Below are 26687 nucleotides of genomic sequence, written 5' to 3'. Positions count from 1 at the left end.
ACCAACTTCAAATTAGCAAATAAAAAATGCCCTGAAAGTTTCTTTCAGGGCACTTAAAAATGTAAGAAAATTAAATATTAAACGTATGCTCCTAAAAATTGGCTCTTGTAAAGTTCTGCATAGAATCCATTTTTCTTCATCAATTCATCATGTGTCCCTTTTTCTATTATCTGACCTTCATTCATTACCAATATAATATCTGCATCTCTAATTGTTGAAAGTCTGTGCGCAATTACAAAATTTGTCCTACTGTGCATTAATCTTTTCATAGCTTTTTGAATTAATTTTTCAGTTAAAGTATCAACATTACTTGTTGCCTCATCTAAAATCAATATTTCTGGGTCTGCGATAAAAGCTCTTGCAATAGTTATCAATTGTTTTTCACCTTGAGAAATATTATTTGCATCTTCATTTATAACTGCATCATATCCACCAGGTAGCGCCATAATAAAGTGGTGAGCATGTGCAAGTTTTGCCGCATTTATTATTTCTTCTTCAGTAGCCCCTTCCTTTCCATACGCAATATTCTCCCTTATTGTTCCATTAAACAACCACGTATCCTGAAGCACCATACCAAATGTTCTTCTAAGGTTATCTCTTTTTATCTTTCTAATATCAATACCATCAACTGTGATCCTTCCACCTTGAATTTCATAAAATCTCATCAACAAGTTTACAAGAGTTGTTTTTCCTGCACCCGTAGGTCCAACTATTGCAACAGTTTGTCCACTCTTAACGTCAATATTTAGATCTTCAATAAGTTTTTTATCTTCTCTATAGCTAAAATATACATGCTCAAATTTTACGTTTCCATCAACTTTTTCAAGTTCAATTGCATCCTCTGGATCAGGTAGTTCCTCTTCTTCATCCAGTATTTCAAAAACCCTTTCTGCTGCTGCAAGTGTAGATTGAATCATATTCATTATATTTGCAACCTGAGAAATTGGTTGATTAAATTGTTGTGCATACTGGATAAATGCTTGAACATCACCAAGTTGTATTGCCTTTTTAGTTACCATTATTCCTCCGACAACCGAAACAATTACATATCCTAAATTTCCAACAAATCTCATAACTGGCATAGTAATACCAGAAACAAATTGTGCCTTCCATGCAACATCATACAATTTTTGGTTGTACTCTTCAAATTTTTTAATACTCTCCTCTTCTTTGTTGTATGCTTTAACAACAACAAGTCCGCTAAACATTTCTTCAACATGACCATTTACATTTCCAAGATAGACTTGTTGGTTTTTAAAGTATTTCTGAGATTTCTTTACAATAAAGACTATAAATCCAACGCTAATGGGTAAAGTAACCACTGTAACAAGTGTAAGTAAAGGACTTATAGTAAGCATCATAACAATTACACCAACGATAGTAACAATTGAAGTTATAAGTTGAGTTAAACTCTGATTTAAAGTGTTACTAATTAAATCAACATCGTTTGTTACTCTACTTAAAATCTCCCCATGTGTTCTTGAATCATAAAATTTTAATGGAAGCTTTGAAAGTTTTTCCATAACATCTGTTCTAAGCTTTTTAACTACTTTTTGCGATACTCCGGCCATCACATACTGCTGGATATACATGAATAATGCAAAAAGCCCATATAATATTCCAACGTTAATTAATATTTTCAGGATTCCATTAAGATCAATCTTTGCTTTAGGAAATATCCTTTTTGCCATGTATCCTTGGAATAACTTTGTAGTAGCTTTTCCAAGAACTTTGGGCGCGATAATACTAAATATAGTACCAGCAATCGCCATTGCTAAAACGATAATTATTGGCACCATGTAAGGTTTTAAATAGATCATTAATCTTTTCAACGCCTTTTTAAAATCTTTTGGTTTTTCAACAGCTGCTCTAATTGGTCCACCTGGCCCTCCTTTATGTCCTCTTGCAGGTCTCTGAATTTTTTCGCTCATGCTATCTCCTCCTCTGAAAGCTGAGAAGAAACTATTTCTCTATACACTTCACATGATTTCATTAACTTTTTGTGCGTTCCTATTCCAACAACCCTTCCTTTATCAAGCACTATTATTTTATCTGCATTCATAACAGTTGCTACTCTCAAAGATACAATTATTTTAGTTGCATCTTTTAACTTTTCTCTAAGTTCTTTTCTAAGCTTTGCATCGGTTTTAAAGTCAAGCGCCGAAAAACTATCATCAAATATATAAATTTTTCTCTTCCCTACAATTCCACGAGCGATTGCCAGCCTTTGCTTTTGACCTCCAGAAAGATTTGTTCCACCCTGAGAAACTTGAGTTTTAATACCTTCAGGAAGCTTTGATACAAATTCCCAAGCCTGTGCGGTCTTTAAAGCCTCAACTATTTCTTCTTCAGTTGCATCTTCTTTTCCAATCCTTACATTTTCCTCTATAGTACCTGAAAATATAACAGGTCTTGAAGGAGTAAATGAAATCATATCACGTAAATCTTTTTGAGAAAGCTCTTTTATATTAACACCATCAATTAAAATTTCACCACTTGTTACATCATAAAACCTCATCAAAAGCTTTACTAAAGTACTTTTTCCTGAACCTGAACTACCAATAATTCCTACAACCTCTCCAGGATTAATCTCAAAATTAGCATTTTCTATAGCAGGTTCTTTACCACCTTCATAATAAAAAGTGACATTTTTAAATTCTACTTTTCCCATACCTTCCAGTTTCTTAGGAGATTTAACATCTTTTATTCTTTCTTTTTCATTTAAAACTTGGGCTACCCTTTCAGCAGAGGCTGAGGCCCTTGGCAAGAATATAAACACAACTGAAATCATTATAAATGAGAACATAATCTGCATTATATATTGCATTACAGCCATCATAGTTCCAACTTCAAGAGTTCCTTTATCTATCTGAATTGCACCAATCCAAATCAAAAAGATAATAGTAAAATTCATTATTAAAAGAATTAGTGGGAAAACCAATGCAAAAATTCTATTTACCTTCAACGCTGTACTCGTTAAATCTTCATTTGCAACCTCAAATCTCTTTTTTTCATATTCTGTTTTTGCAAATGCTCTTATAACCCTAACACCAGTTAAATTTTCTCTCAAAACTCTGTTTAAATTATCCAATTTTTTTTGCATAGACTTAAAAAGAGGCATACTGTACTTTACTATAAAATACATAACAACAAACATAATCGGCAAAGATACCAACAAAACCATAGTCAATTTAGGACTCTTTGAAATAGCCATTATTGTTCCACCAATAGCCATAACAGGAGCCAATGCAACCATACGAAGCATCATAAATATAACATTTTGAATCTGTGTAATATCATTTGTATTTCTGTTAATAAGTGTTGCCACTCCATACTTATCAACTTCGTTCAGTGAAAAATTCATAACTTTTTTGTAGACATGACTTCTTAAATCTTTTCCAAATCCCATAGCAACCTTTGCAGCAAAATAAGTTGAAACAATTGCTGCGGCAACATTTAAAAGAGTTACAAAAAGCATTTTCCAACCAACACTTAAAATATAATCCACATTACCACGACTTACACCTTTGTTAACAATATCACCCATTAAATCAGGCAAGTAAAGATTTAAAATGGCCTGAATAACGACAAAAGTAATTGCTAAAATTATCAAAAACGTATACTTTTTAAGATACTTAACAACACCTTTCATCCTTCATCGCCTCCAAATTCAAGAGTATCTTTTTAAGTAACTTTTCCAAAACTTCCATCTCCTCATTTGTAAAATTTTCAAAGCTTTGCCTTTCAAATTCCTTCAATCTCTTAAAAATTTTATCAACTATTTTCAATGCTTTATCAGTTAAATAAATGTGGTAAAATCTTCTGTCACTTTCATCCTGAATTCTTTTTACAAAACCGGCCTTTTCCATTCTTCTAAGCATAATTGCAACTGTAGAAGTTGAAAGCATAACTTTTTTTGCCAAATCTTTTTGTGAAATTCCAGGATTTTTCCTAACTATAAAAAATATCGGGATTTGACCTGGATGAATCTTGTATTTATCCATTTCACTTTTTAAAATTTGAAACTTTAATCTTTCTATCTCAGAAAAAAGTAAAAAAGTAGAAGAAAATTCAAAATTATCCACCACTTTCCACCTCCAATAGTTTTACATAAAACTATTTTATATCAAACTATTTATTTTGTCAATAAAAAAGTGCCGGATAATACCGGCACTAAAATGTAATAGCTTAAAAGATTATCTTGAAATAGGCTTTAAAGAATCTCTGTATATGGAAGCAATTGTCTTTTCATCTGCTTTTATAGGTGCCATGCTTAGTAACAAGCCAAGGGAAGGAGTTTCAAGGGCAAGTTTTGTTAATTTTTCTACATCATTTTCTGTAAAGCCCATATCCTCTAATTTTTCAGTTACGCCCAAATTAAACAACCATTTTTCAATGCCAGCAGCAATTTTTTCCGCTTCTCCTGGAACACCCTTTAATCCAGGAACAATTGGTTCATATATATCAGCTAAAACTTCTGGTTTTGCAATGTATATATGTTTAACAACTGCTGGAAGAAGCATTGCAAGACCAAGTCCATGTGCTAAATCAGGTTTTACAGCGCTCAATGGATGCTCAAGTGCATGTGTAAAGTGCAACATTCCATTATCAAATGATATGCCTGCTATTGCTGATGCGTATAAAAGATAATATCTTGCTGTTAGATCATCTGGATGTGCCACTGCTTGAGGAAGATATCTAGCAATTAATCTTATTGTTTCTTTCGCAAGTAAAATTGAGTATGGGCTTGCTGCCAAAGTTGTTGCTGCCTCAGTAACATGGTTTACTGCATCTATTGAGGTAAATACAGTTTGACCCTTTGGTAGTGTAACCATTAATTGTGGATCATCAATTGCATAAAGTGGATAAATACAATCGTATGCAATTGCTGGTTTGTACTCTTTTTCAAGAATTGAAGCAACAGCAAATCTATCTACTTCAGTTCCTGTTCCATGTGTTGTATTTATTGCAATTATTGGTTTTGCTTTTTCTGGAGTAAATAAACCTTCATAAAGCTCTTCAGCAGTTTTTTCAGGATATTCAAGCAAAATAGCAACACTTTTTGCTGTATCAATTGGACTTCCTCCACCAATTCCAATAACTGCTTGAGCCCCATTTTGTAATCCCAATTTTGTTGCTTCATTAATCTGTGCAGTCGTTGGATTTGGAGAAACATCTTCGTAAATTACATATTTAAATCCCTTTGCCTTTAATTCTGGCTCAATCACATCCCATGCGCCGGTTACTTTGTATGCTATTTTATCTGTGACAAAAATCACATTATCAATACCTTGTGCTTTTAAGTTGTCAAGAATATCAGAAATCTTTTTTATAGCACCTACACCAAAATAACACGTTGTTTTACACCTTAATTCAAAAACATTATAAATATCCATTTTGCTTTCCCACATAATCTCACCTCCTGTGAATATTTTCACAATTATTATAACATTTAGAAAAGGCTTTTAAATTAAAACCGTTTGAACTTTTCGTTAATTTTTTCACGAAATAAACATTGTTATTTGAATAATAAAAAAAAAATTATTTGTTGCTTTTTTGTCTATAATTAATCAATAAACTTTTTAAAGCACATGTATTATTTATTAATTACTCTATATTGGTTAATTTAAGATTAAGGCAAAATAAAATTATAATAAATGTAAATTATATTATATATTTTTTTGATAGAATTTTTTTGAACTTCAACAAAGAAGGAGGGGGATTATGAAAAAATTTTTTACAATACTCTTACTTACTATTTTGTCTATTTCAATGATTTTTTGTAAAAGTTTTAAGATCGAAAAAGTTAGTTTAGAAACACCAAGAGAAAATTATTTTCCTAATTTGATCTTTACTAGTTTTTTAAACTCTTCAAACCAATTCTTTTTATACTCTGAATCTAAAAAAACTCTATTATCAGTAAAAATTAACATACTTTCAGCTTTTAATCCAGAAGACATCTACATAGAAGATTATTTAAAAAATATAGATTTTAATTTTGAAAACTTTAAAATTATTGACTTTGATTATAATACTTTCACTTTGTATTCAGACAATAAAATAATTAAAATCTCAGAATCTGGCGATGTAATCTCAACTAATAAAATAAGTATTGATCTTGGAAAATTTCCATTAATTAAGAAAATTGACGAAGATAAATATTTTATAGTAGATAAAAAATTCTACACTGTTTCTTCTTCCGGAACTGTTTTAGACTCTTTTGATAGCATAAAAACTTCCGAATTTACTATAAAACCTACCAACATAGTGAACTTGGCAACATTTGGTTATGATCTTTACTTTATTACAGACAAAAACAGTATTATAACTTATAATCCTTTAACAAAAATGGGGGAAATTATATTAAAAGAATTTGATCATGGAAGAATTAAAAATCTTGCCATTGAGCCATACACAAAATCTATATTTATATCCTTCACAAATAACGATCAAGATATGTCAATTGGATACGTTGATCTTAAAGAACAAGTAGTTAAAGTAATAGATAATGAAAAAGTAAGTGATTTCTTAGGAATTTTGTTCAACAAAGGTTTTCTATGTGTAATTAAAAAAGATGGATACAAAGTCTTCTCTATTTTAGACATTGTAAAATAAAAAACATGAAAATATAAATATCCAACAATTTTCTTTGATACTCTTTCTGTAATTTAGCTCTTTTACACTATATTGGTTCACAAAGAAATATATTGAAAAAACTCTTCTTGGCACTGATAGCCAAGAAGAGTTTTATTATATAAAATATACTGTGTTAAAATGAGAATATCTAAAATCATGAAATTTAAAACATTGAACATGAATATGAAGATAAAAGTATGGGTAAAAGAGAAAAATACTTGCAAAAAGTTGGAATGCCCCCAGGAACCCTTTTATACACAGGTTCTAAAAGTAACGTCTTTGAAATAAGTTACATAAAATACAATGAGAAATTTTTTGAATAAGACAAAATTCTAAATATCGAAAATTGCTATGATGATAATGAGTATAATCAAGAACTTATTACTTGGATTAATGTTGTTGGAATTCATAAAGAAGAAATTATTGAAAAAATAGGAAAATATTTCAACTTACACTCTTTAACTTTAGAAGATATCCTTAATATTTATCAAAGATCTGAATTGGAAGAGTTTGAAGATTATATATTCATAGTATTAAAAGATTTAAAATTTGAAGAAAATGGTAATTTAATTGATGTAAATCAAATAAGTATTGTTATCAAAGGAAATTATATAATAACTTTTTCAGAAAAAATTCAAACATCTTTGATAATCTTATTGAACATATAAGGAAAAACAAGGGAATTATTCGAAAAAAGAAAATAGATTATTTACTCTATAGAATTGTCGATACAATTGTTGATAATTACTTTGCAATTTTAGACAAGCTTGAAGAAGAAATAAAAGTTCTTGAAGATGATATTATATCTGAAACATCCAAAAAAACAATAAAATCAATTCAAACATTAAAAAGAAATATGATTAATTTTCGAAAAATTGTCGACCCCTCAGAGAAATTTTAAATAGTTTGATTAGAGACATGAGCGATTATTTAAGTGATTCTATACTATACTTTAGAGATACATACGATCATGTTATTCAAATTATTGAAGAATTAGAATCCATTAGAGATCAAGTTTCAAGCACTTTAGATATTTTTCTTACAACTGTAAATAACAAAATTAACCATGTTATAAAAATATTAACTGTAATATCCACAATATTTATGCCAATAACTTTTATCTCCGGAATTTATGGAATAAACTTTAAATACATGCCAGAATTATATTGGAAATGGAGTTACTAAGTAGTTTTAGCTGTTATGTCAATAATTGTAATTTTCCTAATAATAATATTTAAAAGAAAAAAATGGTTATAAAATTAAATACAAAAGAGCTGGAAATAAACTCCAGCTCTTTTTAAAAATCAAAATTTTGTATAATATTTAAAACTCATTTACTAGACAACTTTTTCAACCTTTCTGGATTCATGTAATTTAAACAGCAACCGCTTCCAAACATTTTTACTTCCTGATCCTTTTCCATTTCTACTATTTTGTCATAAATGCCACATTTGTTACTCTCAGTCAAATATTCACATTGATTTTTTTCTTCATTCCATTTTCCATAATAACAAGGAGTTACCTTACAACAATAACCACATTGAACACATTCTGGACAGCTATTTTCATTCCTCAATTTTTCTACCATCTCATCTAAACTTTCAAATTCCTCATCGAAATCCTCAAAAAACATATTTACTCTCCTTCCAACTCATTTAACCTTTCTTCAACAAATTCTACAATTTCCCCAATGTGCTTTTCAGAAAAATCAAGCTTTATTCCAGCCACCTCATACACTTTATCAATCGGCATCTTATAGCCAACCTTTAGGAAGTTATGATAATCTTCAATCGCCTTTTCAGGATTCTCAATGTAGTTTTTATAAATAGATAACGCACCAAGTTGGGCAATACCATATTCTATGTAATAGAATGGAACTTCAAAAATGTGAAGCTGGAACATCCATCTATTATTCTTTTCAAAAACAAGTCCACTCCAGTCTATTCCTCTGTTGAATCTATCCATCAATTTGCCAAAGTATTCTTCTCTTTCTTTTGCTGTGTGCTCTGGATGTGTATAAATCCATTGTTGGAAAGCATCAACCGTCATACACCATGGCAAAAATAGTAGTGCACTTTCAAGTTCTTCTATCATTGCTTTTCTAAAATCATCTTCATCCTTATAATATTCATTCCAATGATGCATTGTAAGAAGTTCCATACTCATCGAAGCAAGTTCTGCAATTTCCATTCTATGTGGTCTATAGTACTCTATAGGAATATTAACAGTTTCAAATGTATGCATTGCATGTCCTGATTCATGAAGAAGCGTTCTAACATCACTGCTTTGTCCTGTTGCATTCATGAATATAAATGGTGCCCCTGTCTCTGGCAATGGATAATTGTATCCACCCGGAGCCTTTCCTTTTCTATTTTCAAGGTCTAACAAGTCTGAATTTTTCATCATTTCAAGCCTTTCTCCAAAAACTCTCTTTACTTTTCCCAACACTCTAATTGCTTTATTTACAAACTCATCGATTGTGTTATATGGTTTTAATACCTTTCCATCAATATCGACGCTTGTATCCCATGGCCTTACACTTTCAATACCAAGCTTTTCAGCTCTTCTTTTCATCCTTTTTTCAAAAAACGGCATGACTTTCTTTTCAACTGACTCATGGAATTGCAAAACATCTTCAACCGAATATTCAAATCTTCCCTTCAAATTATGCATGTAATCTCTGTAATTTTCAAATCCAGCATTTTTTGCTTGTTTTATTCTAATCTCTTTAAGTTCGTCAAAAAGTTTATCCAATTCTTCTTTTCTTGATAAAAGACCTTCAAATCTTTTTCTCCAAGCTTCTTCTCTTATCGTTCTGTCTGGAGATTTCAAATATGGTAATAATTGTTGCAAAGTCTTTTCTTCACCTCTAAAATCTACCACAATAGAGCCGTAAATTGATCCATATTTATTTGAAAGTTTTCTTTCTTCAACTTGGAGTGGAATATTTTCCTCTCTAAATAGTTCAATATTGTTAGATATAATTTTCAACATATGATGGTATTCATTTGGCAACTTTTTAGAAAATTCTGAGTTATATATCTTTTTTTCAACTTCAATTGAATATGGTTTTAGTTTTGAAACAACGTTCTGGAAATAATCGTTAAACATCTCTGAATATTCAGGTTTGTCTGCAAACCTTGTCATATTAATATATCTTCTTCCCATTTCCTCGGAGACAATATCACTTAATTCAGTAAATTTTTCTACAAGTGATATTAGATCGCTTTCACTATTAATATTCTCCGATAACAACTGTTTTATACTCTCTAGTATCTTTTCACCATCCGTTGATGATAAATCTTTAAAGTATTTTCTAGGTTTTCTTTCAATCTTCTTGTCCGTAAATATCATCTAAATTCCCCCTTTTTAAATCTCTTGTTATTGGCTTTTTCCAATTAGAAAATTTTATAAAAAGATATGCAAGAAGTAGAGCACTTACATTACTTATTATCATAGCAAAAAACAATCCTGTAAAACCGAACTTTGTAGAAAAAAATGCAACAAGAGGTACTCTAATTCCCCATAGCCTTGTTATATCAACTATCATAGAAAGATCCGTTCTGCCAGCTCCTACAAGCGCATGTACAAACACCGACATAGAAGTAAAAAATGGTAAAGAAAAAGAAACATACCTAAAAAATATATAACCAACTTCTATTACATCTTTTTCGTTTATAAAAAACTTTGTAAGCTGTCCTCCAAAAAAGAAGGTAAGAGTACTAAGGAAAAATACAATAGTAAAATTCGTCCAAAATGCTACTTTCAAAGTTTTTTCAGCGCTTTTTACATCACCAGCACCCAAAAATTGTCCAACCATTGCAGTAACGGAATTTGCAATTCCAAAAGAAATCATCGTAATAAAGTTTATTATTCTATTTCCAACACCGTATGCACTTACAACAGTCGGTCCAAAACTTGAAACAAATCTCATAATAAAAACAAAGCCAAGTGAAGTAATACTCATACTCAAAGAACTTGGAAGTGCTATTCTAAAAACTTTTTTGATCAACTGCCAATCTGGTGTTAAATCTCTTAAATGTATCTTAAATCCCCTTTTACCTTTAAATAAACTCTCAATAGCCATAAGGGCAGCTATAATCCTTGCAATTGTAGTTGCAAGTGCAGCTCCAACTACACCCATTTTTGGAAAAATACCTATTCCAAAAATAAGAAGCGGATCAAGAATAATATTAATTATTGTTGAAATTAACATAAGATTCATCGTAAATTTTGAATCTCCCCAACCCCTAATAATGGAACTTACTGTATTAAAAATAAAGCCAAAAGGAAGACCTAACATTATTATATTAAAGTACTTTACCGCATAATCTACAACTTCTGCACTTTCTTTTCCAGCAACAGCCATTATTATTGGCCTTGATATAATTATTGAAAAGATTGAAAAAATTACACCAATTAAAGTAGAGGTTAGTAGACTTTGACCTGCAGATTTTTGGGCAAGTTTTTTGTCTTTTGCTCCAGTAAATTGTGCAACCAGTGTAACACCTGCTTGTGAAAAACCTATAGAAAGCGAAATAAATACAAAAATAATTGGCCAGACAATCGTTGGTGCAGAAAATTCTATTTTCCCAAGCTTTCCTAGAAAATAACCATCCACTGCGTTATAAAATGTCTGCATTAGGTTTGAAATTATAAGCGGCCAACTCAGTAAAAACAGTGACGAAAATATTCCCCGATTAAATATATCTACCCTATGTTTATTCTCCAAAACTATACCCCCTAAATAATGATTCGCATTACTAATTATATCATATTTAAAAAAAATGATAAAATAAAAATAAGAAAAAATTTATTTTGGAGGTGTAATTTATGAAAAAAGCACTTTTAATATCAACATCTATTATTTTAGCATTTATTTTTATATTTTTAATATGGTCTATTAATCCACTAAAACCATTAAGTGAAGTCGAAAATTATTTAAAATCGAGCGAAAACGTTGAGATTGAATACATAGGTAAAGATATATTTTTTAAACCGAAAACAAATTCTAATATTGGAATTATATTTTATCCCGGCGGGCATGTTGATTACAGAGCGTACGCACCACTGGGCTTTTATCTTGCAAAAAATAACATAAATTTTGTTTTACTTAAAATGCCTTTAAATCTTGCATTTTTTAGAACTAATGGTGCAAAAAACATAATTGATAAGTATGGAAATATAGAATGGTATGTTGCCGGCCATTCTCTTGGAGGAATTGCAACAATAGAGTTTGCAAAGAAAAATAATGTTGAGGGAGTAATTTTACTTGCATCATATCCTGCAAAAGATATTTCAAATCTTGATCTAAAAATACTTGCTATTACAGCAAGTAACGATGGGCTTGTTACAAGGGAAAAATTCAAATCAAAAATTAAACTTTTTCCAAAAAATACGGTATTTTACGAAATTGACGGAGGAAATCATTCTCAGTTTGGATTTTACCCACTCCAAAAAGGAGATAATGAGGCTACAATTGATAGATACAAACAACTTTCAATAATAGTAAATAAAATTTTAGAATTTATAAACGAAAATAGTTCGTCAAACTAATAATTGTGATATAATACTTTTTAGGAGGTGATTCAAATGAATTACAGAAAAGTAGGAAAATGGGGATTAAAAATCAGTGAACTATCTCTTGGTTCTTGGCTCACTTTTGGAAATCAACTTGATATAGCCGGTGCTAAAGAAATTGTTAGAGAATCTTTTAAAAACGGTATCAACTTCTTTGATACTGCAGAAGCATATGCAAATGGAATGGCAGAATCAATGCTTGGAGAAGTTCTTAAAGAATTTAGGAGAAGCGACATCGTAGTTTCAACAAAAATATTCTGGGGTGGAAATGGTCCAAATGATAAAGGACTTTCAAGAAAGCACCTTTTGGAAGGAACATGGGCTTCACTAAAGAGATTACAACTTGACTATGTTGATATCGTTTACTGTCACAGACCAGATCCAGAAACACCAATTGAAGAAACAGTTCTTGCAATGGACTACATTGTAAGAAATGGACTTGCACTATATTGGGGAACATCCGAATGGAGTGCGGAGCAACTAGAAGCTGCTCATAAAGCATGTAAAGAGCTAAATTGTATACCACCTATAGTAGAACAGCCACAATACAACATGCTTGTAAGAAAAAGAGTTGAGGAAGAATACAAACCAATATATGAAAAGTATGGTATGGGACTTACAATTTGGAGTCCTCTTGCATCCGGAATATTAACAGGAAAATATAACAATGGAATTCCAGAAAATTCAAGACTTGCAAGATTCCCACATCTTAGAAAGCACCTTGAAGAAAATGGGCTTTTAGGTGAGAAAGTATTCAAAAAACTTCAAAAGTTACAAAAAATTGCGGATGAATTAGATGCAAAAATGTCTCAACTTGCAATTGCATGGTGTCTATTAAACGACAATGTAAGTAGTGTCATATTAGGTGTTTCAAGCAAAGAACAACTCCATGAAAACCTAAAGGCAATAGAAATCAAAGAAAAGATCACAGAAGATTTAGAAAAACAAATCAGAGAAATTCTCGAGGAGGAATAACATGTTAAAAAAGTACGCAGAAGTTGCCTTAAAAATTGGACTAAACCTACAAAAAGGTCAAATACTATTCATAAAAGCACCAATTGATGCAAGAGAGTTTGTAGAACAAGTTGTTGAAACAGCTTTTGAAATAGGAGCGTTTGATGTTTACGTAAAATGGTCAGATGAAATAATTACAAAAACCAGACTTAAAAATGCACCAATTGATGCATTAAAAGAATTTCCAGAATGGGAAATAAAAGCTTCTGAATACCTCTTAGATAAAAAGGGCGCAGTATTAAGCATTACTGGTGGCGATCCAGATGCACTAAAAGATGTTCCACCTGAAAGAATTGGAATTTTTACAAAAACAGTAAATACGGCGAACAAAGACATAATGAGAAGAATGATGTCAAACGAAATAAGCTGGTGCGTTGTAGCGTATCCTACAAGAAAATGGGCCAAAAAGGTTTTAGGAGAAGAAAACACTGAAAAATTACTAGAATATATTTTAAAGGCAAGTAGAATCGAAGGAGATCCTGTAAAAAATTGGCAAGAACATATAGATAATCTTAAGAGAATAACCAGATTTTTAAACGAGAAGCAATTTGACTATCTAAAATATGAAGGTCCTGGTACAGATCTCACCGTAGGTCTTCCAAAAAATCATATATGGCTTTCTGCAACTCAAGAAAATATGAGTGGTATAACATTTGTTCCAAATATTCCAACTGAAGAAATCTTTACAGCACCGCACAAAGATAAAATCAATGGTGTGGTTACAAACAGTCTACCTCTTGTATATGGTGGAAATGTAATAGATAAATTCACACTCGAATTTAAAGACGGTAAAATTGTAAATTACAAAGCAGAAGTAGGAGAAAAAATTTTAGAAACAATACTTAATACAGATGATGGTGCAAAAAGCTTAGGAGAAGTAGCTTTGGTTCCTGTAAATTCACCAATTTACAAGATGAAGACTATATTCTACAACACACTATTTGATGAAAATGCAGCATCTCACTTTGCATTTGGAAGAGCATATCCAAATTGTATAAAAGATGGCACCAAAATGAATGAAGAACAACTAAGACAAAACGGTCTAAACACAAGTCTTACACACGTAGACTTTATGGTTGGAAATGAAAATATGAATGTATATGGAATAAAAGCAGGTGAAAAAATAACACTTATGGAAAATGGAAAATGGGTAATATAGGTAGTAAAGGCCTCATCATATATTTGATGAGGCCTTTTTTCTTTTAATAATGCTAGATAAAGATACAATAGATATCGAAAAGATAACCCAGATTAATGGTATTAAAAAATGATTTTCATAGACAGAATAGCCAAAAGATTTTCTTATTCCATCAACAAGGTAAGTAGAAGGAATAATTTTTGATAAAGTTCCTATTATTCCTGCATTTCTTACATCAAAATAAAATCCACCTGCAAACATAAATACTTGAAATAAAATATTTCCAAGTACTACAATCGTATCCGGATTCTCTATTAAACTTGCTATCATATAACCTAATGACAAAAATACCACACTTCCAAATAACATATAAATTGAGACATTTAACACATCAGGTTTTACTCCATACACTAAAAAATCAAATAAAGTGAATATTATATTTGCAAAAACAATTTGCACCAGCGAAACAAGAGCGTATACAAAATAAAATTTTCCAAGACTATATGGTGTACATTTTAATCTTCTCAAAAGCCCTCGCCTTTTGTAAAAAGAAATCTGCGAAGTAAAGCCAAAGAAGGTTACCGACATAATATTCATTACCAAAATTGAAGCATATAAAAATTGAGAATAAGATATACTTTTTTTCCTTTCATTTACCTTTAATTTTACTTCTTTTTCTGAATTTAACGCATTCAAAGAAGAAAATATATTCACCAAAATATCTTTAACAACCTTTGAATATTCTTTATCTGTATAAAAAATTTCAACATTTACAGGTTTAAACAACTTTGTTTTCGACAAGATCAAAGCTCTTTGAAGTCTTAGATCAAAATTATCTTCAAAGACTATTACTGCATCAAGATTTTTCTCAACAATCTCTTCAACTTTTTTAACTTTTAAAACTTCAAAGTGGTCCTTTAGATTTTCTATAAATTTATTTTCACCGATATATCCTATCCTAAATTTTGCATTTTTTTCAATATCACCAAAAATTGATGTAAGCAGGATAGTTAAAAGTATTGGAAAGACTATAATCCAAAAGGTAGCCTCTTTTGACCTTAAAAATTCTATCTTAAATAGTGCCTGAAACATATCAATCCCTCAATTCTTTACCAGTTAATTTTAAAAACACATCTTCAAGTGTCGGGTGTCTGACTGTAAAATTTTCTATTTTGTTTTCTATAAGCTTTTGTATTAAACTATTTGGATCATTTGTTTCAACAAGTGTTCTATTTCCAATAATCTTTCCAAATTTTTCATACACGCCATCTATTTCAATTATTGTCTCTAAATTAGAATTTTCTATTAATTTCTGCGGAGTATCAAGGGCGATAATCTCCCCATTGTCAATTATACAAACCCTATCCGATAAAAATTGAGCTTCTTCCATATAATGTGTTGTCAAAAATATTGTTTTTCCTTTATCTTTAAATTCAAGTATAATATCCCAGATTTTTCTTCTTGATTGTGGATCAAGTCCTGTTGTAGGTTCATCCAAAAAAATAATTTTTGGGTCATTTATAAAAGATAGTCCAACAACAAGTCTTTGAAATTGGCCTCCAGAAAGATTTTTCACTCTTTCCTTTCCTTTTTCAACCAATTCTATCTTTTCTAACACCTCATAAGGATCATATCCATCCTTGTAAAAACTTCTAAAAAGTTTTAGAGTTTCAATAACTGTAAGCTCTCTAAAAAGTTCAGTTTTTTGAAGAGAAACTCCTATAACTGATTTTATTTTCTTATCTATTTTTTCTATTTCCTTATTAAAATAATAAATTTTCCCTTCTGTTTTTTCTCTAAGACCAATTAAAATCTCTACAGTGGTTGTTTTTCCAGCACCATTTGGTCCAAGAAGAGAAAAAATTTCTCCTTCCTCAACCTCAAAACTAATACCTTTTAACGCTTCAAATTTCCCATATAATTTTTTTAAATTTTCCACCTTTACTACCATCTAACCACCTACTTTTTCGGTTTCAAAAAGTATTTTGCCACCAACTGAAAGTAAAAACAATCCAAAAACAATTAATATAAACGAATAAATGAAAAACTTAGAGATATTAATTACTTGCATTCCCATTGAAAATTTGAAAATATCAACAATATATTTTACTGGAATAAAAAAGCTTAAATTTTTTAAAAACTTTGGAAGAAATTCTAATGGAAAATAAATCCCAGAAAAAAATATAAATACAATATACAAAAACTGAGATACATTGGCCGCACTTTTTTTTGAAAAGAACACTAATTAAAGTACCTATTCCAAGCATTCCAATCACAGAAGAAATAAGAGCGATAGAAAAATATAAAACATTAACCTTTAAAGATATTGAAAACAAAAATACTCCAATTAACCTTATTATAACTAAAGAAATAAAACTTATAAAAAATTGAGAAATTGAAAAGGAAAAGACAAATGAAAGTGGAGACATAGGAAGCAGTTTTAGCCTTTTTAGCGTACCTACTCTTTTATACCTATCAAATAAATTAACAACAGAAAACATTCCTATGGACATAATCGAAAGTGCAAATGTGCCTATATAAATATTTTCCCTCTGTGAAAAAATTTTATAATCTAACTTTGTCTCTTTTATATTTACTACGTTTTTTAATCCAAAAGATTTAACCTTATTTACTAACGTATCAATCCACACATAAACCATTGCACTATTACTGTTTTTGTAAACTATTATTTCATTATCTTTAATCACTGCAACAGCATCGTATTTTCTTCTATCGCTCAATAATTTTTCCTCATCATTGTATGACTTTCCATAAATATCTAGATCAATATCAGAAAAATAAGCAAAATTAGCAGTATCTTCGCTAAAAAAAACTAGCGAAAACAAAATAAATAATACTAATGGAAATAAAATATTGAAAAAGAAGGATATTTTATTTCTAAAATATTCTAAAAATAAAGACTTAGTTAGCATTAATATTTTCATGTAAATCATCCTTGCAATTTAAAGTATTTTTTAAATTCTTCTTCAAAAATCTGGTGGGTATCTTTATCTATATTTACTATTCTAATTTCTTCAATTGTTGTATTATCTTTTAAATATTCATCAATTGCTTCAGCAAAAATTTGTGCACATCTTCTCACTGGAAAACCAAAAATACCACTGCTTATTGCAGGAAAGGAAATGGATTTTATCTTTAATTCATCTGCCTTTTTCAAAGAATTTAAAACAGCATCCTTTAAAAGCTTTTCTTCATTATTATTCCCTCCACGCCAGATTGGACCAACTGCATGAATAATATACTTTGCCTTCAAATTACCACCAGAGGTAACTGCAACATTACCAGTTTTCACCGGTCCATATTTTTCAACATATTCATCACTTTCAATTTGGATAATGCGTCCACCTTTTTTCAATATTGCACCCGCAACCCCTCCACCATGTTTTAAATGACTGTTTGCGGCATTAACTACGGCATCTGTATCCTGAATTGTTATGTCATCATTTATTAAAACTATTTTCTTGCCATTAAGATTTATCATCATATTGCTTTACCCCCCTCCACAAAGTTTCTAAAATTTCTATATTTTTCTTTTCTTTTCCTATTGATTTTGGAGTGTAAAAAACCTTATCTAAAATCTCTTTTGGAAGGTAAGACTTTTTCAAAAATCCACCAAATTTATGTGGATTTTTATAACCACTATCTGGAATATTTAATAAATCGCGAGGCACATCAAGATTCATTGTATCTTTTGCAACTTCTAAGGCTTTTTGGATAGCAAGGGTTGATGAATTGCTCTTTGGAGCAAGAGATAAATATATAACACATTGAGATAAATTAAGAATACACTCGGGAAGACCAACAAGTTCCACCGCTTGAGCCGTTGAAGTTGCAACTAAAAGTGCCATCGGATCAGCAAGCCCAATATCTTCACTTGCAAGAATCACAAGTCTTCTTGCAATAAATCTTGGATCTTCCCCACCCTCTATCATCCTAGCCATATAGTAAAGTGCAGCATCAGGATCACTTCCACGAATACTCTTTATAAACGCTGATGCTAAATTATAATGTTCCTTTGCTGTATAAACTCTATTTTCATCCGAAGAATATATTTGTAAAATCTCTTCATCAATTATTTTTTTATCAATTGAAATCGCTATGTCACTCAATATTTCATATAAATTAATCGCAAACCTTCCATCTCCATTTGAAACCCTTGCGAGAAAATCTTTTGCATTCTCATTAATATCCACTTTCTTCACATTGACAGCTTTCTCGAGCAACTTAATTATATGCTCTTTTTGCAGTTTTTTAAAAGCAACAAGCCTTACACGGGAAAGTAGTGCAGGATTTACCATCTTGTATGGATTTTCTGTTGTTGCACCTATTAAAACATAATCAAAAGCTTCAACCCCTGGTAAAAATATATCCTGCTGCTTTTTATTGAACCTGTGAAATTCATCTATAAATATCAGGATCTTTTTTACATCCTTGACTTTAGCTGCATATTCTAAAATCTTTTTTACTTCTGCAGTTGAGGTTATAGCCGCGTTAAAATGATAAACTTCATAGCTTGTGTTCTTTTTTATAACTTCTAGCGTGGAAGTTTTTCCACAACCTGGTGGACCGTAAAAAATAGCAGAAAAGAGGGAATCTTTTTCTATTGCAAGTTTTAAGATTCCCTTTTCACCTAATATATGCTCTTGTCCAACAACATCTTCAAAATTTTTAGGCCTTAAAATTTCGCTTAAACCACTCAACTGTCAACCTCAATCCCTTCTCTATATCCACCTTTGGTTTCCATCTTAACTCTTCAAGTGCCCTTGTATAGCACAAAAGACTCTTTCTTATATCTCCCTTTCTTGGTGGGCCATAAACTGGATCTTTGGTGTAACCTGTTATTTTCTTCAAATAGTTAAACAACTGATTAACACTTGTTCCTTGTGAAGTCCCTATGTTTATCTCCATTCCATCTCCAGCTTTAAGTGCTCTTAAATTTGCATCAGCAACATCTTCCACATAGACATAATCACGAATATATTCACCATCACCATTTATTATCACATCTTCACCATTTAGCATTCTCATAGTAAAAATAGCTACAACTCCAGCTTCTCCAAAAGGATCTTGCCTTGGGCCATAAACATTAGCGTACCTTAAAACCGTATAGTTTAATCCAAATTCTTTCTTTGCAAATCTTAAATAATTTTCAAAAGAAAATTTTGCTATTCCATATGGAGAAATTGGTTTTGGAAATACAGATTCTGGTGTTGGAAAAATATCAACATCATCTCCGTAAATTGCACCGCCTGTAGAAGAAAAAATAAACTTTTTTACTCCATATTTTATGGAATTTTTTAATAACACAAGACTTCCAATTATATTCACATTTGCATCTTCAACTGGATCTTTAACAGATACAGAGACACTCGCCTGTGCTGCAAGGTGAAAAACATAGGAAAAATTATGTTCTTTAAATAATTCCTCAATAGTCTTTTCATCTCTAATATCTGCAACAACTAAGGTTGCATCTTTATTTACATTTTCTTTTTTTCCTCTTGATAAATTATCAACAACAACGACTTCATAACCATTTTCTATCAACTTATCTACAACATGTGAACCAATAAATCCTGCTCCGCCAGTTACTAGTGCTTTCATTAATCATCCTCCTTCAACCTTATTTTAAGTTTGAGCGCTTCTTTTGGAACATCTTTTATTCCCAATTTTTCTCTTTGCTCTTTTAAAAATTTAATTAACTTTTCAGTTTTAGTCTCGTCAAAATCTATCATTATAGCATAAAATCGTCTTAGCTGCCTTCTTGTTTCGCTATCAAGACCGTAAATTAATAGTTCGGCAGCTTGCTGTGCCCATTTTTCTGGAAAGCCTATTACGTACATAAAAAAGTATTTTACCCTAAGCTCTCCATTGTGAATGGTTACAGCAACTCTTTTACCTTTTCTAGTCAATTTAACAAATCCGTACCTTTGATGTTCTACATAACCTAGTTCAGCTAACTTTTTCACAGCTGTAGTTACACTCGGATAACTAACATTCTTAACCTTTGCAATTTCAGAAACTCTTGTAACACCATCATTCTTTGAAAGTTTATAAATAGTTACTAAATAATTTTCTAGTGCTGGTGTTAACTTTTTATCAGCCATTTTCTCTCTCCTTTAAAAATTGATCATAATACTTTCTAACTCTTTTAATATCCTGCCAAGTAAGGTCTTTTGGAGATCCTTTTGCTTTTGATGGATTTCTCAAAAGGTAACTTGGATGGAACATGGGAAAAATTATTATTCCACCCTTCCATTCAAACTCATTACCTCTAACTTTAGTTATCGCAACATTTTTTCCCAAAAACAACTCAAGCGCAGGTTTTCCAAGAGTTACTATCATTCTAGGATTTATAACTTCAATCTGCGCAAAAAGATAATGAGAACAAATACTTGCTTCTTCCTTCGTTGGAGTTCTATTGTTTGGAGGTCTACATTTAACAATGTTAGTAATATAAACATCTTCACGCTTTATGTTAACAGATTCCAAAATTTTAGTTAGAAGTTGCCCCGCTCTTCCCACAAATGGTCTTCCAGAAAGATCTTCATCTTCACCGGGACCTTCTCCCACAAACATAATTGGAGAATCTAGGTTTCCTTCTCCAGGAACTACATTTGTCCTATTCTCATGCAAGGGACAAGCTTTACAATTTTTTATACGCTCAACAATAATATCCATCATTTCCTTTTTGGTCATTGTATGCCCTCCAAGATTAACATTATCTAACTTTGTTAGTACTATAAATTATATCATAAATATCTTTGCTCACAAAAATCTTTATTTGTTACAAAAAAGAAAAATTTAATTATAAAATAGTAACCGTTTTAACCACAATGATATGATAAAATAAAATTAGTCTCAAAATAATCAAGGAGGTGTAAGAATGTCAAAGAAATGGGTATATTTTTTTGCTAACAAGCAAGCTGAAGGCCGCGCAGATATGAAGGACATACTTGGCGGAAAAGGCGCAAATCTCGCCGAAATGACTAACATTGGAATTCCTGTCCCACCAGGATTTACTATCTCAACAGAAGTTTGTAAATATTACTACGATCACGGAAAAACATATCCAGAAGATTTAAAACAACAAGTTGATGAAGCTTTAAAAAGATTAGAAGAAGTAACTGGAAAAAGACTTGGTGATCCAGAAAGACCATTACTCGTTTCCGTTAGATCAGGTGCTGCAGTATCCATGCCTGGAATGATGGATACCATTTTAAACCTCGGTTTGAACGATGAAACAGTTGTTGGTCTTGCAAAATTAACAAATAATGAAAGATTTGCATATGATGCATACAGAAGATTTTTACAAATGTTTGGTGATACAGCACTTGGAATTCCTCATGCAGAATTTGAAAAAGCACTCGAAAAAAGAAAAGAAGAAAAGGGAGTAAAACTTGACGTTGAACTTGATGCTGATGACCTTAAAGCTCTCGTTGAAGACTACAAAGAAATATACAAAAAACATGGAAAAGAATTCCCACAAGACACATACAAACAACTTTGGGCAGCTATCGATGCAGTATTTGGCTCATGGATGAACGAAAGGGCAATCAAATACAGACAAATTAATAACATAAAAGAAGGAGAACTTCTTGGAACAGCTGTTAATATAGTTACAATGGTATTCGGTAACATGGGCGATGACTGTGGTACAGGAGTTTGTTTCACAAGAAATCCAAATACTGGTGAAAAGATACCATACGGTGAATTCTTACAAAATGCACAAGGAGAAGACGTTGTTGCAGGTATAAGAACACCAGTTCCACTTGAAGAACTCAAGAAGATAAATGAAGCAGTATATAATGAACTCCTCTCCATCATGGAAAGACTTGAAAAACACTATAGAGATATGCAAGATATAGAATTTACAATCGAAAAAGGAAAACTCTACATCTTACAAACAAGAAATGGTAAAAGAACAAGCCAAGCTGCAATTAAAATAGCAGTTGATCTTGTCCATGAAGGACTTATTGATAAAGAAACTGCTGTTATGAGGGTAAAACCAGAAGACGTTGAAAGAGTGTTACACCCAAAATTCGATGATGAAGAAGTTAAAAATGCAAAAGTTATTGCAAAAGGTCTACCAGCATCACCAGGTGCAGCTACTGGTAAAGTGTATTTTGATGCTAAAAAAGCAGAAGAAATGCACAAAAATGGAGAAGCTGTCATTTTGGTAAGACCTGAAACAAGTCCAGAAGATGTCGGTGGTATGAACGCAGCAGAAGGTATATTAACCGCACGTGGTGGAATGACATCACACGCTGCAGTTGTCGCAAGAGGTATGGGAAAACCAGCAGTTGTTGGTGCAGAAGAAATTGTTGTTGATGAAGAAAAATTAGAATTCAAAGTCGGAGATGTTGTTGTAAAAGAAGGAGAATGGATTTCAATAGATGGTACTACCGGAAACGTATACCTTGGAAAAATAACTACAGTTAAACCACAAGGCCTTGAAGGTGAAGTTGCTGAACTTCTCACATGGGCTGATGAAATCAGAAGACTCGGTGTTAGAACAAACGCTGATGTTCCAAGGGATGCTAAAGTTGCAAGAGAATTCGGTGCAGAAGGTATAGGTCTCTGTAGAACAGAACACATGTTCTTTGAAAAAGACAGAATTCCAAAAGTAAGAAGAATGATCGTTGCAAAAACTAAAGAACAAAGAGAAGCAGCTCTTGCAGAACTTCTTCCACTTCAAAAAGAAGACTTCAAAGGATTATTTAGAACAATGAAAGGCTTACCAGTTACTATTAGATTGATAGATCCTCCACTACATGAATTCTTGCCACATGAAGAAGATCAAATGAAAGAAGTAGCAGAGCAAGTAGGTATTACTGTTGAAGAATTAAAATCAATAGTTGAACAACTTCATGAATTAAACCCAATGCTTGGTCACAGGGGTTGTAGGCTTACAATCACATACCCAGAAATTGCAGTAATGCAAACAAAAGCTATAATTGGTGCTGCTATTGAACTTAAGAAAGAAGAAAACATTGATGTCATTCCAGAAATCATGATCCCACTTGTAGGTCATATTAATGAACTTAAATACGTTAAAAAAGTAGTCAAAGAAACAGCAGATGCATTGATTAAAGAATCAGGAATCGACTTAACATACAAAGTTGGTACAATGATTGAAATTCCAAGAGCAGCTGTAACAGCGGATCAAATCGCTCAAGAAGCAGAATTTTTCAGCTTTGGAACAAACGACCTTACACAAATGACATTCGGATTCAGCCGTGACGATGTTGGAAAGTTCTTACCAGAATACCTTGAAAAAGGTATACTTGAGCACGATCCATTTAAGAGCCTTGATTGGGAAGGTGTAGGACAATTAGTCAAGATGGGAACAGAAAAAGGTAAAGCCACAAGAAAAGATCTTAAAGTTGGTGTTTGTGGTGAGCACGGTGGAGATCCAAGATCCATTCTATTCTTCGATGCTGCAGGACTTGACTATGTAAGCTGTTCTCCATACAGAGTTCCAGTAGCAAGAATAGCTGCTGCACAAGCAACAATTAAAAACAGAAAATAAAGCTTAACATATTAAATAGGGCCCTTTTTGGGCCCTTTCTTATTCGGAGGTGTTTTAATGAGCTTCCTTTTGTTTTCTATAGCAACTTCTATAATTCTTTTTTATTTTACAAAATCATATCTATTTTTTAGTATAATTGCTATTGGAATTTACTATCTTATTAGAAATAATATAAAACTTCAAAGTTTATTGAGTCTTACATATGTTCTAATGATCGCTCTTTCATTCTTTTCAACAATTCGTGGTTATGATCCAAAAGGACTCATTTTCCTTTTAATTTCTTGTTTTGTATCAATTTTATATGATATATTTAAATCTCCAATTTGGAGTCTTCCATTGTATCTACTACTTGGAATAAGTATTTCCTTAATTGGAAGTATAAAATACGGAACAATAGGGTATTTTTTTGGATTTTTGATTATTCCAATATTTTTAAAAGAATTCAAAAAAAGGGGTGAACAAGATTGAAAACCCTAATTTTAGCTGCAGGGCTTGGAAAAAGGATGAATTCAAAATATCCGAAAGTTATTCACAAAATTCTTGGAAAGCCAATGATAAACTGGGTAATTGATACCGCTAAAAGCTTTGGAGAAGTTGGAGTAGTCTTAGGTCACAAGCATGAAATGGTAGAAAAGGTAATTCCACAAGATGTAAAAATCTTTCTTCAAAATGAACAACTTGGAACCGCTCATGCAGTAATGTGTGGATTTGATTTTATACCGGAAAACGACAATCTTTTAATTTTATACGGGGATGTTCCATTTATTTCATATGAAACTTTAAAAAGACTTGAAAAAGAACACATGGAAAGTAACAGTGATGTTACCATATTAACTGCTATATTGGAAAATCCTGCTGGATATGGTAGGATTGTTAGAGGTAAAAAAATTGAAATTGTTGAAGACAAAGATGCTGATGAAAAAATTAAAAAAATAAAAGAAATTAACACAGGAATATACATTTTTAAAGGTAAATTTTTAAAAGAAAACATAAAAAAAATTAAAAATGACAATGCACAAAATGAATACTACTTAACAGATATTCTTAAGTTTACTGAAAATATTTCAACAGTTACTACTGATGATATAGACGAAGTTACCGGAGTAAATGATAGAATCCAGCTTTCAAAGCTTGAAAAAAATATGAGAAAAAGAATAAATGAAAAATTAATGAGAGAAGGGGTCAGGATTATAGACCCTGAGAGTGTTTATATAGATATTACCGTAAAAATTGGAAAAGATACTATAATATATCCATTTACTTTCATAGAAGGTGAAACTGAGATAGGGGAAGATTGTGTTATAGGTCCAATGACTCGAATAAAAGATTCAAAAATTGGAAATAATGTACATGTAATTAGATCAGAAGTTGAAAAGGCAATTATTGAAGATAATGTATCTGTTGGCCCATTTTCTAGACTCAGAGAAGGAACACATTTAAAATCAAACGTAAAAATTGGAAATTTTGTTGAAACTAAAAAAAGCGTTATAGGTAAAAACACTAAAGCTCAACATTTAACTTATCTTGGTGATGCTACAATAGGTGAAAATGTAAATATTGGTGCGGGAACAATTACCTGTAATTATGATGGGGAAAAGAAACATCCGACTATAATCGAAGATGGTGCCTTTATTGGAAGTAACAATTCACTAGTTGCACCTGTAAAAATTGGAAAAAATGCAATTACCGGCGCAGGTTCAACAATAACTGAAGATGTACCTGAAAATAGTTTGGGACTTGGCCGTGCAAGGCAAGTTGTAATTAAAGATTGGGTATTAAGAAAAAAAGGGGGAAACCAAAATGCAGATAGCAAAGAATGAAATGAAAATCTTTTCTGGAAATGCAAATAGAGAGCTTGCAATAAAGGTTTCAGAATATATAGGAACAAGACTTGCTGATTGTGAAGTTGGAAGATTTGCTGACGGTGAAATAAATGTAAAAATAGGAGAAACTGTAAGAGGGCATGATACATTTATAATTCAGCCAACTTGTCCTCCTGTAAATGAAAACTTAATGGAATTACTCATAATGATAGATGCTCTTAAAAGAGCTTCCGCAAACAGTATTGCAGTTGTTATACCTTACTATGGTTATGCAAGGCAAGATAGAAAAGCAAAGGGTAGAGATCCAATAACAGCAAAACTTGTTGCAAACTTACTGACAGTTGCTGGAGCAACAAGGGTTATGACCGTAGATCTTCATTCCGAACAAATTCAAGGTTTTTTTGATATTCCACTTGATAACCTATGGAGTTTTCCAATATTTGCAAAAAAATTAAAAGAGGATAAAATAGTAGATGACGATTATGTAATTGTTTCTCCAGACGTTGGCGGTGTAAAACGTGCAAGACAGTTTGCTGAAAGACTTGGTGGACCTCTTGCGATTCTTGATAAAAGAAGACCTAAAGACAATGTTGCTGAAATATTAAATATAATAGGTGAAGTTGAAGGAAAAACAGCTATAATAGTAGATGATATTGCTGATACAGCCAGATCTTTGGTAAACGCTGCAAAAGCTATCAAAGAAAAAGGGGCAAAAAGGGTAATTGCATGTATAACACACCCTGTGTTATCAGATGGTGCAATTGAAAGAATTCAAAATTCTGAAATTGAAAAGATATATATTTCCGACTCGATTAGCCATAGCAATTTGCCCGATAAATTCAGTGTAGTTTCTCTTGCGCCACTTTTAGGTGAAGCTATTGTTAGGGTAAGAAAAAACCTATCAATCAGTATATTGTTTAGACAATAATAACCCATAAAAATAAAA

At 31.5% G+C, this 26687-nt stretch carries 23 protein-coding genes and 2 pseudogenes; 10 read left to right on the top strand and 15 right to left on the bottom strand.

The window, feature by feature from the left end; translation table 11 throughout:
* Positions 1-77 precede the first annotated feature (77 nt).
* The 4 genes from OB7_RS01020 to OB7_RS01005 all read right to left on the bottom strand — a co-directional run bounded on the left by OB7_RS01020 (position 78) and on the right by OB7_RS01005 (position 5411).
* Positions 78-1931 (bottom strand): ABC transporter ATP-binding protein, encoded by a 1854-nt coding sequence (locus OB7_RS01020; RefSeq protein WP_114702279.1) that lies wholly within the window; start codon positions 1929-1931, stop codon positions 78-80.
* Positions 1928-3652: an ABC transporter ATP-binding protein gene (locus OB7_RS01015; protein WP_012579530.1), complete on the bottom strand. Its 1725-nt coding sequence runs from the start codon at positions 3650-3652 to the stop codon at positions 1928-1930. Before OB7_RS01015 ends, OB7_RS01020 begins: the two co-directional genes overlap by 4 nt.
* The gene (locus tag OB7_RS01010) at positions 3636-4085 is read right to left on the bottom strand and encodes a MarR family winged helix-turn-helix transcriptional regulator (RefSeq protein WP_004104073.1); all 450 of its coding nucleotides are present in this window, start codon (positions 4083-4085) and stop codon (positions 3636-3638) included. Before OB7_RS01010 ends, OB7_RS01015 begins: the two co-directional genes overlap by 17 nt.
* 111 nt (positions 4086-4196) lie before the next feature.
* A complete protein-coding gene (locus OB7_RS01005; protein WP_114702278.1) occupies positions 4197-5411 on the bottom strand; it encodes an iron-containing alcohol dehydrogenase in 1215 nt (404 codons plus the stop codon).
* A gap of 313 nt (positions 5412-5724) precedes the next feature.
* On the opposite strand from OB7_RS01005, the gene OB7_RS01000 reads away from it, so the two are divergent.
* The 3 genes and pseudogenes from OB7_RS01000 (at position 5725) to corA (ending at position 7821) form a co-directional block, all read left to right on the top strand.
* A complete protein-coding gene (locus OB7_RS01000; RefSeq protein WP_114702277.1) occupies positions 5725-6615 on the top strand; it encodes a hypothetical protein in 891 nt (296 codons plus the stop codon).
* Between the two features lie 218 nt (positions 6616-6833).
* The gene (locus OB7_RS10135) at positions 6834-6959 is read left to right on the top strand and encodes a hypothetical protein (RefSeq protein WP_258167431.1); all 126 of its coding nucleotides are present in this window, start codon (positions 6834-6836) and stop codon (positions 6957-6959) included.
* A gap of 6 nt (positions 6960-6965) precedes the next feature.
* A pseudogene (gene corA, locus OB7_RS10195) lies at positions 6966-7821 on the top strand (magnesium/cobalt transporter CorA).
* A gap of 145 nt (positions 7822-7966) precedes the next feature.
* Here corA and OB7_RS00980 read toward each other — a convergent pair.
* From OB7_RS00980 to OB7_RS00970, 3 genes are read right to left on the bottom strand one after another with little or no spacing between them, the layout of a single operon-like run.
* On the bottom strand, positions 7967-8269 hold the full coding sequence (locus OB7_RS00980) for a hypothetical protein (protein ID WP_114702276.1): 303 nt from the start codon (positions 8267-8269) through the stop codon (positions 7967-7969).
* Between the two features lie 2 nt (positions 8270-8271).
* Entirely contained in the window at positions 8272-9990 is a 1719-nt protein-coding gene (locus tag OB7_RS00975; RefSeq protein ID WP_114702275.1) for a M3 family oligoendopeptidase, read from the bottom strand.
* Positions 9965-11368, bottom strand: a complete 1404-nt coding sequence (locus OB7_RS00970; RefSeq protein ID WP_114702274.1) for an MATE family efflux transporter — start codon at positions 11366-11368, stop codon at positions 9965-9967. Before OB7_RS00970 ends, OB7_RS00975 begins: the two co-directional genes overlap by 26 nt.
* A gap of 101 nt (positions 11369-11469) precedes the next feature.
* Here OB7_RS00970 and OB7_RS00965 point away from each other — a divergent pair, with 101 nt between their 5' ends.
* Genes OB7_RS00965 through OB7_RS00955 form a run of 3 tightly spaced genes read left to right on the top strand, consistent with a single transcriptional unit; the run spans position 11470 to position 14389 of the window.
* A complete protein-coding gene (locus tag OB7_RS00965; protein ID WP_114702273.1) occupies positions 11470-12192 on the top strand; it encodes an alpha/beta hydrolase in 723 nt (240 codons plus the stop codon).
* A gap of 36 nt (positions 12193-12228) precedes the next feature.
* Complete coding sequence (locus OB7_RS00960) at positions 12229-13191, top strand: potassium channel beta subunit family protein (RefSeq protein WP_004104097.1); 963 nt, start codon at positions 12229-12231, stop codon at positions 13189-13191.
* A gap of 1 nt (position 13192) precedes the next feature.
* Positions 13193-14389 carry an aminopeptidase gene (locus OB7_RS00955; RefSeq protein ID WP_114702272.1) on the top strand — a complete coding sequence of 399 codons (1197 nt, stop codon included), beginning with the start codon at positions 13193-13195 and terminating at the stop codon, positions 14387-14389.
* A gap of 15 nt (positions 14390-14404) precedes the next feature.
* On the opposite strand, the gene OB7_RS00950 is transcribed toward OB7_RS00955, so the two are convergent.
* The 8 genes and pseudogenes from OB7_RS00950 to OB7_RS00915 all read right to left on the bottom strand — a co-directional run bounded on the left by OB7_RS00950 (position 14405) and on the right by OB7_RS00915 (position 21085).
* Positions 14405-15460 (bottom strand): ABC transporter permease, encoded by a 1056-nt coding sequence (locus OB7_RS00950; protein ID WP_114702271.1) that lies wholly within the window; start codon positions 15458-15460, stop codon positions 14405-14407.
* A 1-nt stretch (position 15461) separates the two neighbouring features.
* Positions 15462-16319 carry an ABC transporter ATP-binding protein gene (locus tag OB7_RS00945; RefSeq protein ID WP_114702270.1) on the bottom strand — a complete coding sequence of 286 codons (858 nt, stop codon included), beginning with the start codon at positions 16317-16319 and terminating at the stop codon, positions 15462-15464.
* A pseudogene (locus tag OB7_RS09910) lies at positions 16320-16869 on the bottom strand (ABC transporter permease).
* A 449-nt stretch (positions 16870-17318) separates the two neighbouring features.
* Entirely contained in the window at positions 17319-17873 is a 555-nt protein-coding gene (locus OB7_RS00935) for a macro domain-containing protein (protein WP_114702269.1), read from the bottom strand.
* Entirely contained in the window at positions 17857-19089 is a 1233-nt protein-coding gene (locus tag OB7_RS00930; protein WP_114702268.1) for a replication-associated recombination protein A, read from the bottom strand. The genes OB7_RS00935 and OB7_RS00930 overlap by 17 nt, the downstream gene beginning before the upstream one ends.
* Complete coding sequence (locus OB7_RS00925) at positions 19058-19990, bottom strand: SDR family NAD(P)-dependent oxidoreductase (RefSeq protein WP_114702267.1); 933 nt, start codon at positions 19988-19990, stop codon at positions 19058-19060. Before OB7_RS00925 ends, OB7_RS00930 begins: the two co-directional genes overlap by 32 nt.
* The gene (locus OB7_RS00920; RefSeq protein WP_114702266.1) at positions 19990-20493 is read right to left on the bottom strand and encodes a metal-dependent transcriptional regulator; all 504 of its coding nucleotides are present in this window, start codon (positions 20491-20493) and stop codon (positions 19990-19992) included. The genes OB7_RS00925 and OB7_RS00920 overlap by 1 nt, the downstream gene beginning before the upstream one ends.
* Positions 20486-21085, bottom strand: coding sequence for a uracil-DNA glycosylase (locus tag OB7_RS00915; RefSeq protein ID WP_114702265.1), 600 nt, complete (start codon positions 21083-21085; stop codon positions 20486-20488). Before OB7_RS00915 ends, OB7_RS00920 begins: the two co-directional genes overlap by 8 nt.
* Before the next feature lie 187 nt (positions 21086-21272).
* On the opposite strand from OB7_RS00915, the gene ppdK reads away from it, so the two are divergent.
* From ppdK to OB7_RS00895, 4 genes are read left to right on the top strand one after another with little or no spacing between them, the layout of a single operon-like run.
* A complete protein-coding gene (ppdK, locus tag OB7_RS00910) occupies positions 21273-23918 on the top strand; it encodes a pyruvate, phosphate dikinase (RefSeq protein ID WP_114702264.1) in 2646 nt (881 codons plus the stop codon).
* 57 nt (positions 23919-23975) lie between these two features.
* Complete coding sequence (locus OB7_RS00905) at positions 23976-24386, top strand: hypothetical protein (protein WP_114702263.1); 411 nt, start codon at positions 23976-23978, stop codon at positions 24384-24386.
* Positions 24383-25738 carry a bifunctional UDP-N-acetylglucosamine diphosphorylase/glucosamine-1-phosphate N-acetyltransferase GlmU gene (gene glmU, locus OB7_RS00900; protein WP_114702262.1) on the top strand — a complete coding sequence of 452 codons (1356 nt, stop codon included), beginning with the start codon at positions 24383-24385 and terminating at the stop codon, positions 25736-25738. The genes OB7_RS00905 and glmU overlap by 4 nt, the downstream gene beginning before the upstream one ends.
* The gene (locus OB7_RS00895) at positions 25719-26669 is read left to right on the top strand and encodes a ribose-phosphate pyrophosphokinase (RefSeq protein ID WP_012579546.1); all 951 of its coding nucleotides are present in this window, start codon (positions 25719-25721) and stop codon (positions 26667-26669) included. Before glmU ends, OB7_RS00895 begins: the two co-directional genes overlap by 20 nt.
* The last annotated feature ends 18 nt before the right edge of the window (positions 26670-26687 follow it).

The sequence above is a fragment of the Thermosipho africanus Ob7 genome (assembly GCF_003351105.1).
In the GTDB taxonomy this organism is placed as follows: Bacteria; Thermotogota; Thermotogae; order Thermotogales; family Fervidobacteriaceae; genus Thermosipho; species Thermosipho africanus.
The sequence above is the reverse complement of the archived record's forward strand: the minus strand, read 5'-3'. Positions and strand labels throughout refer to the sequence as shown.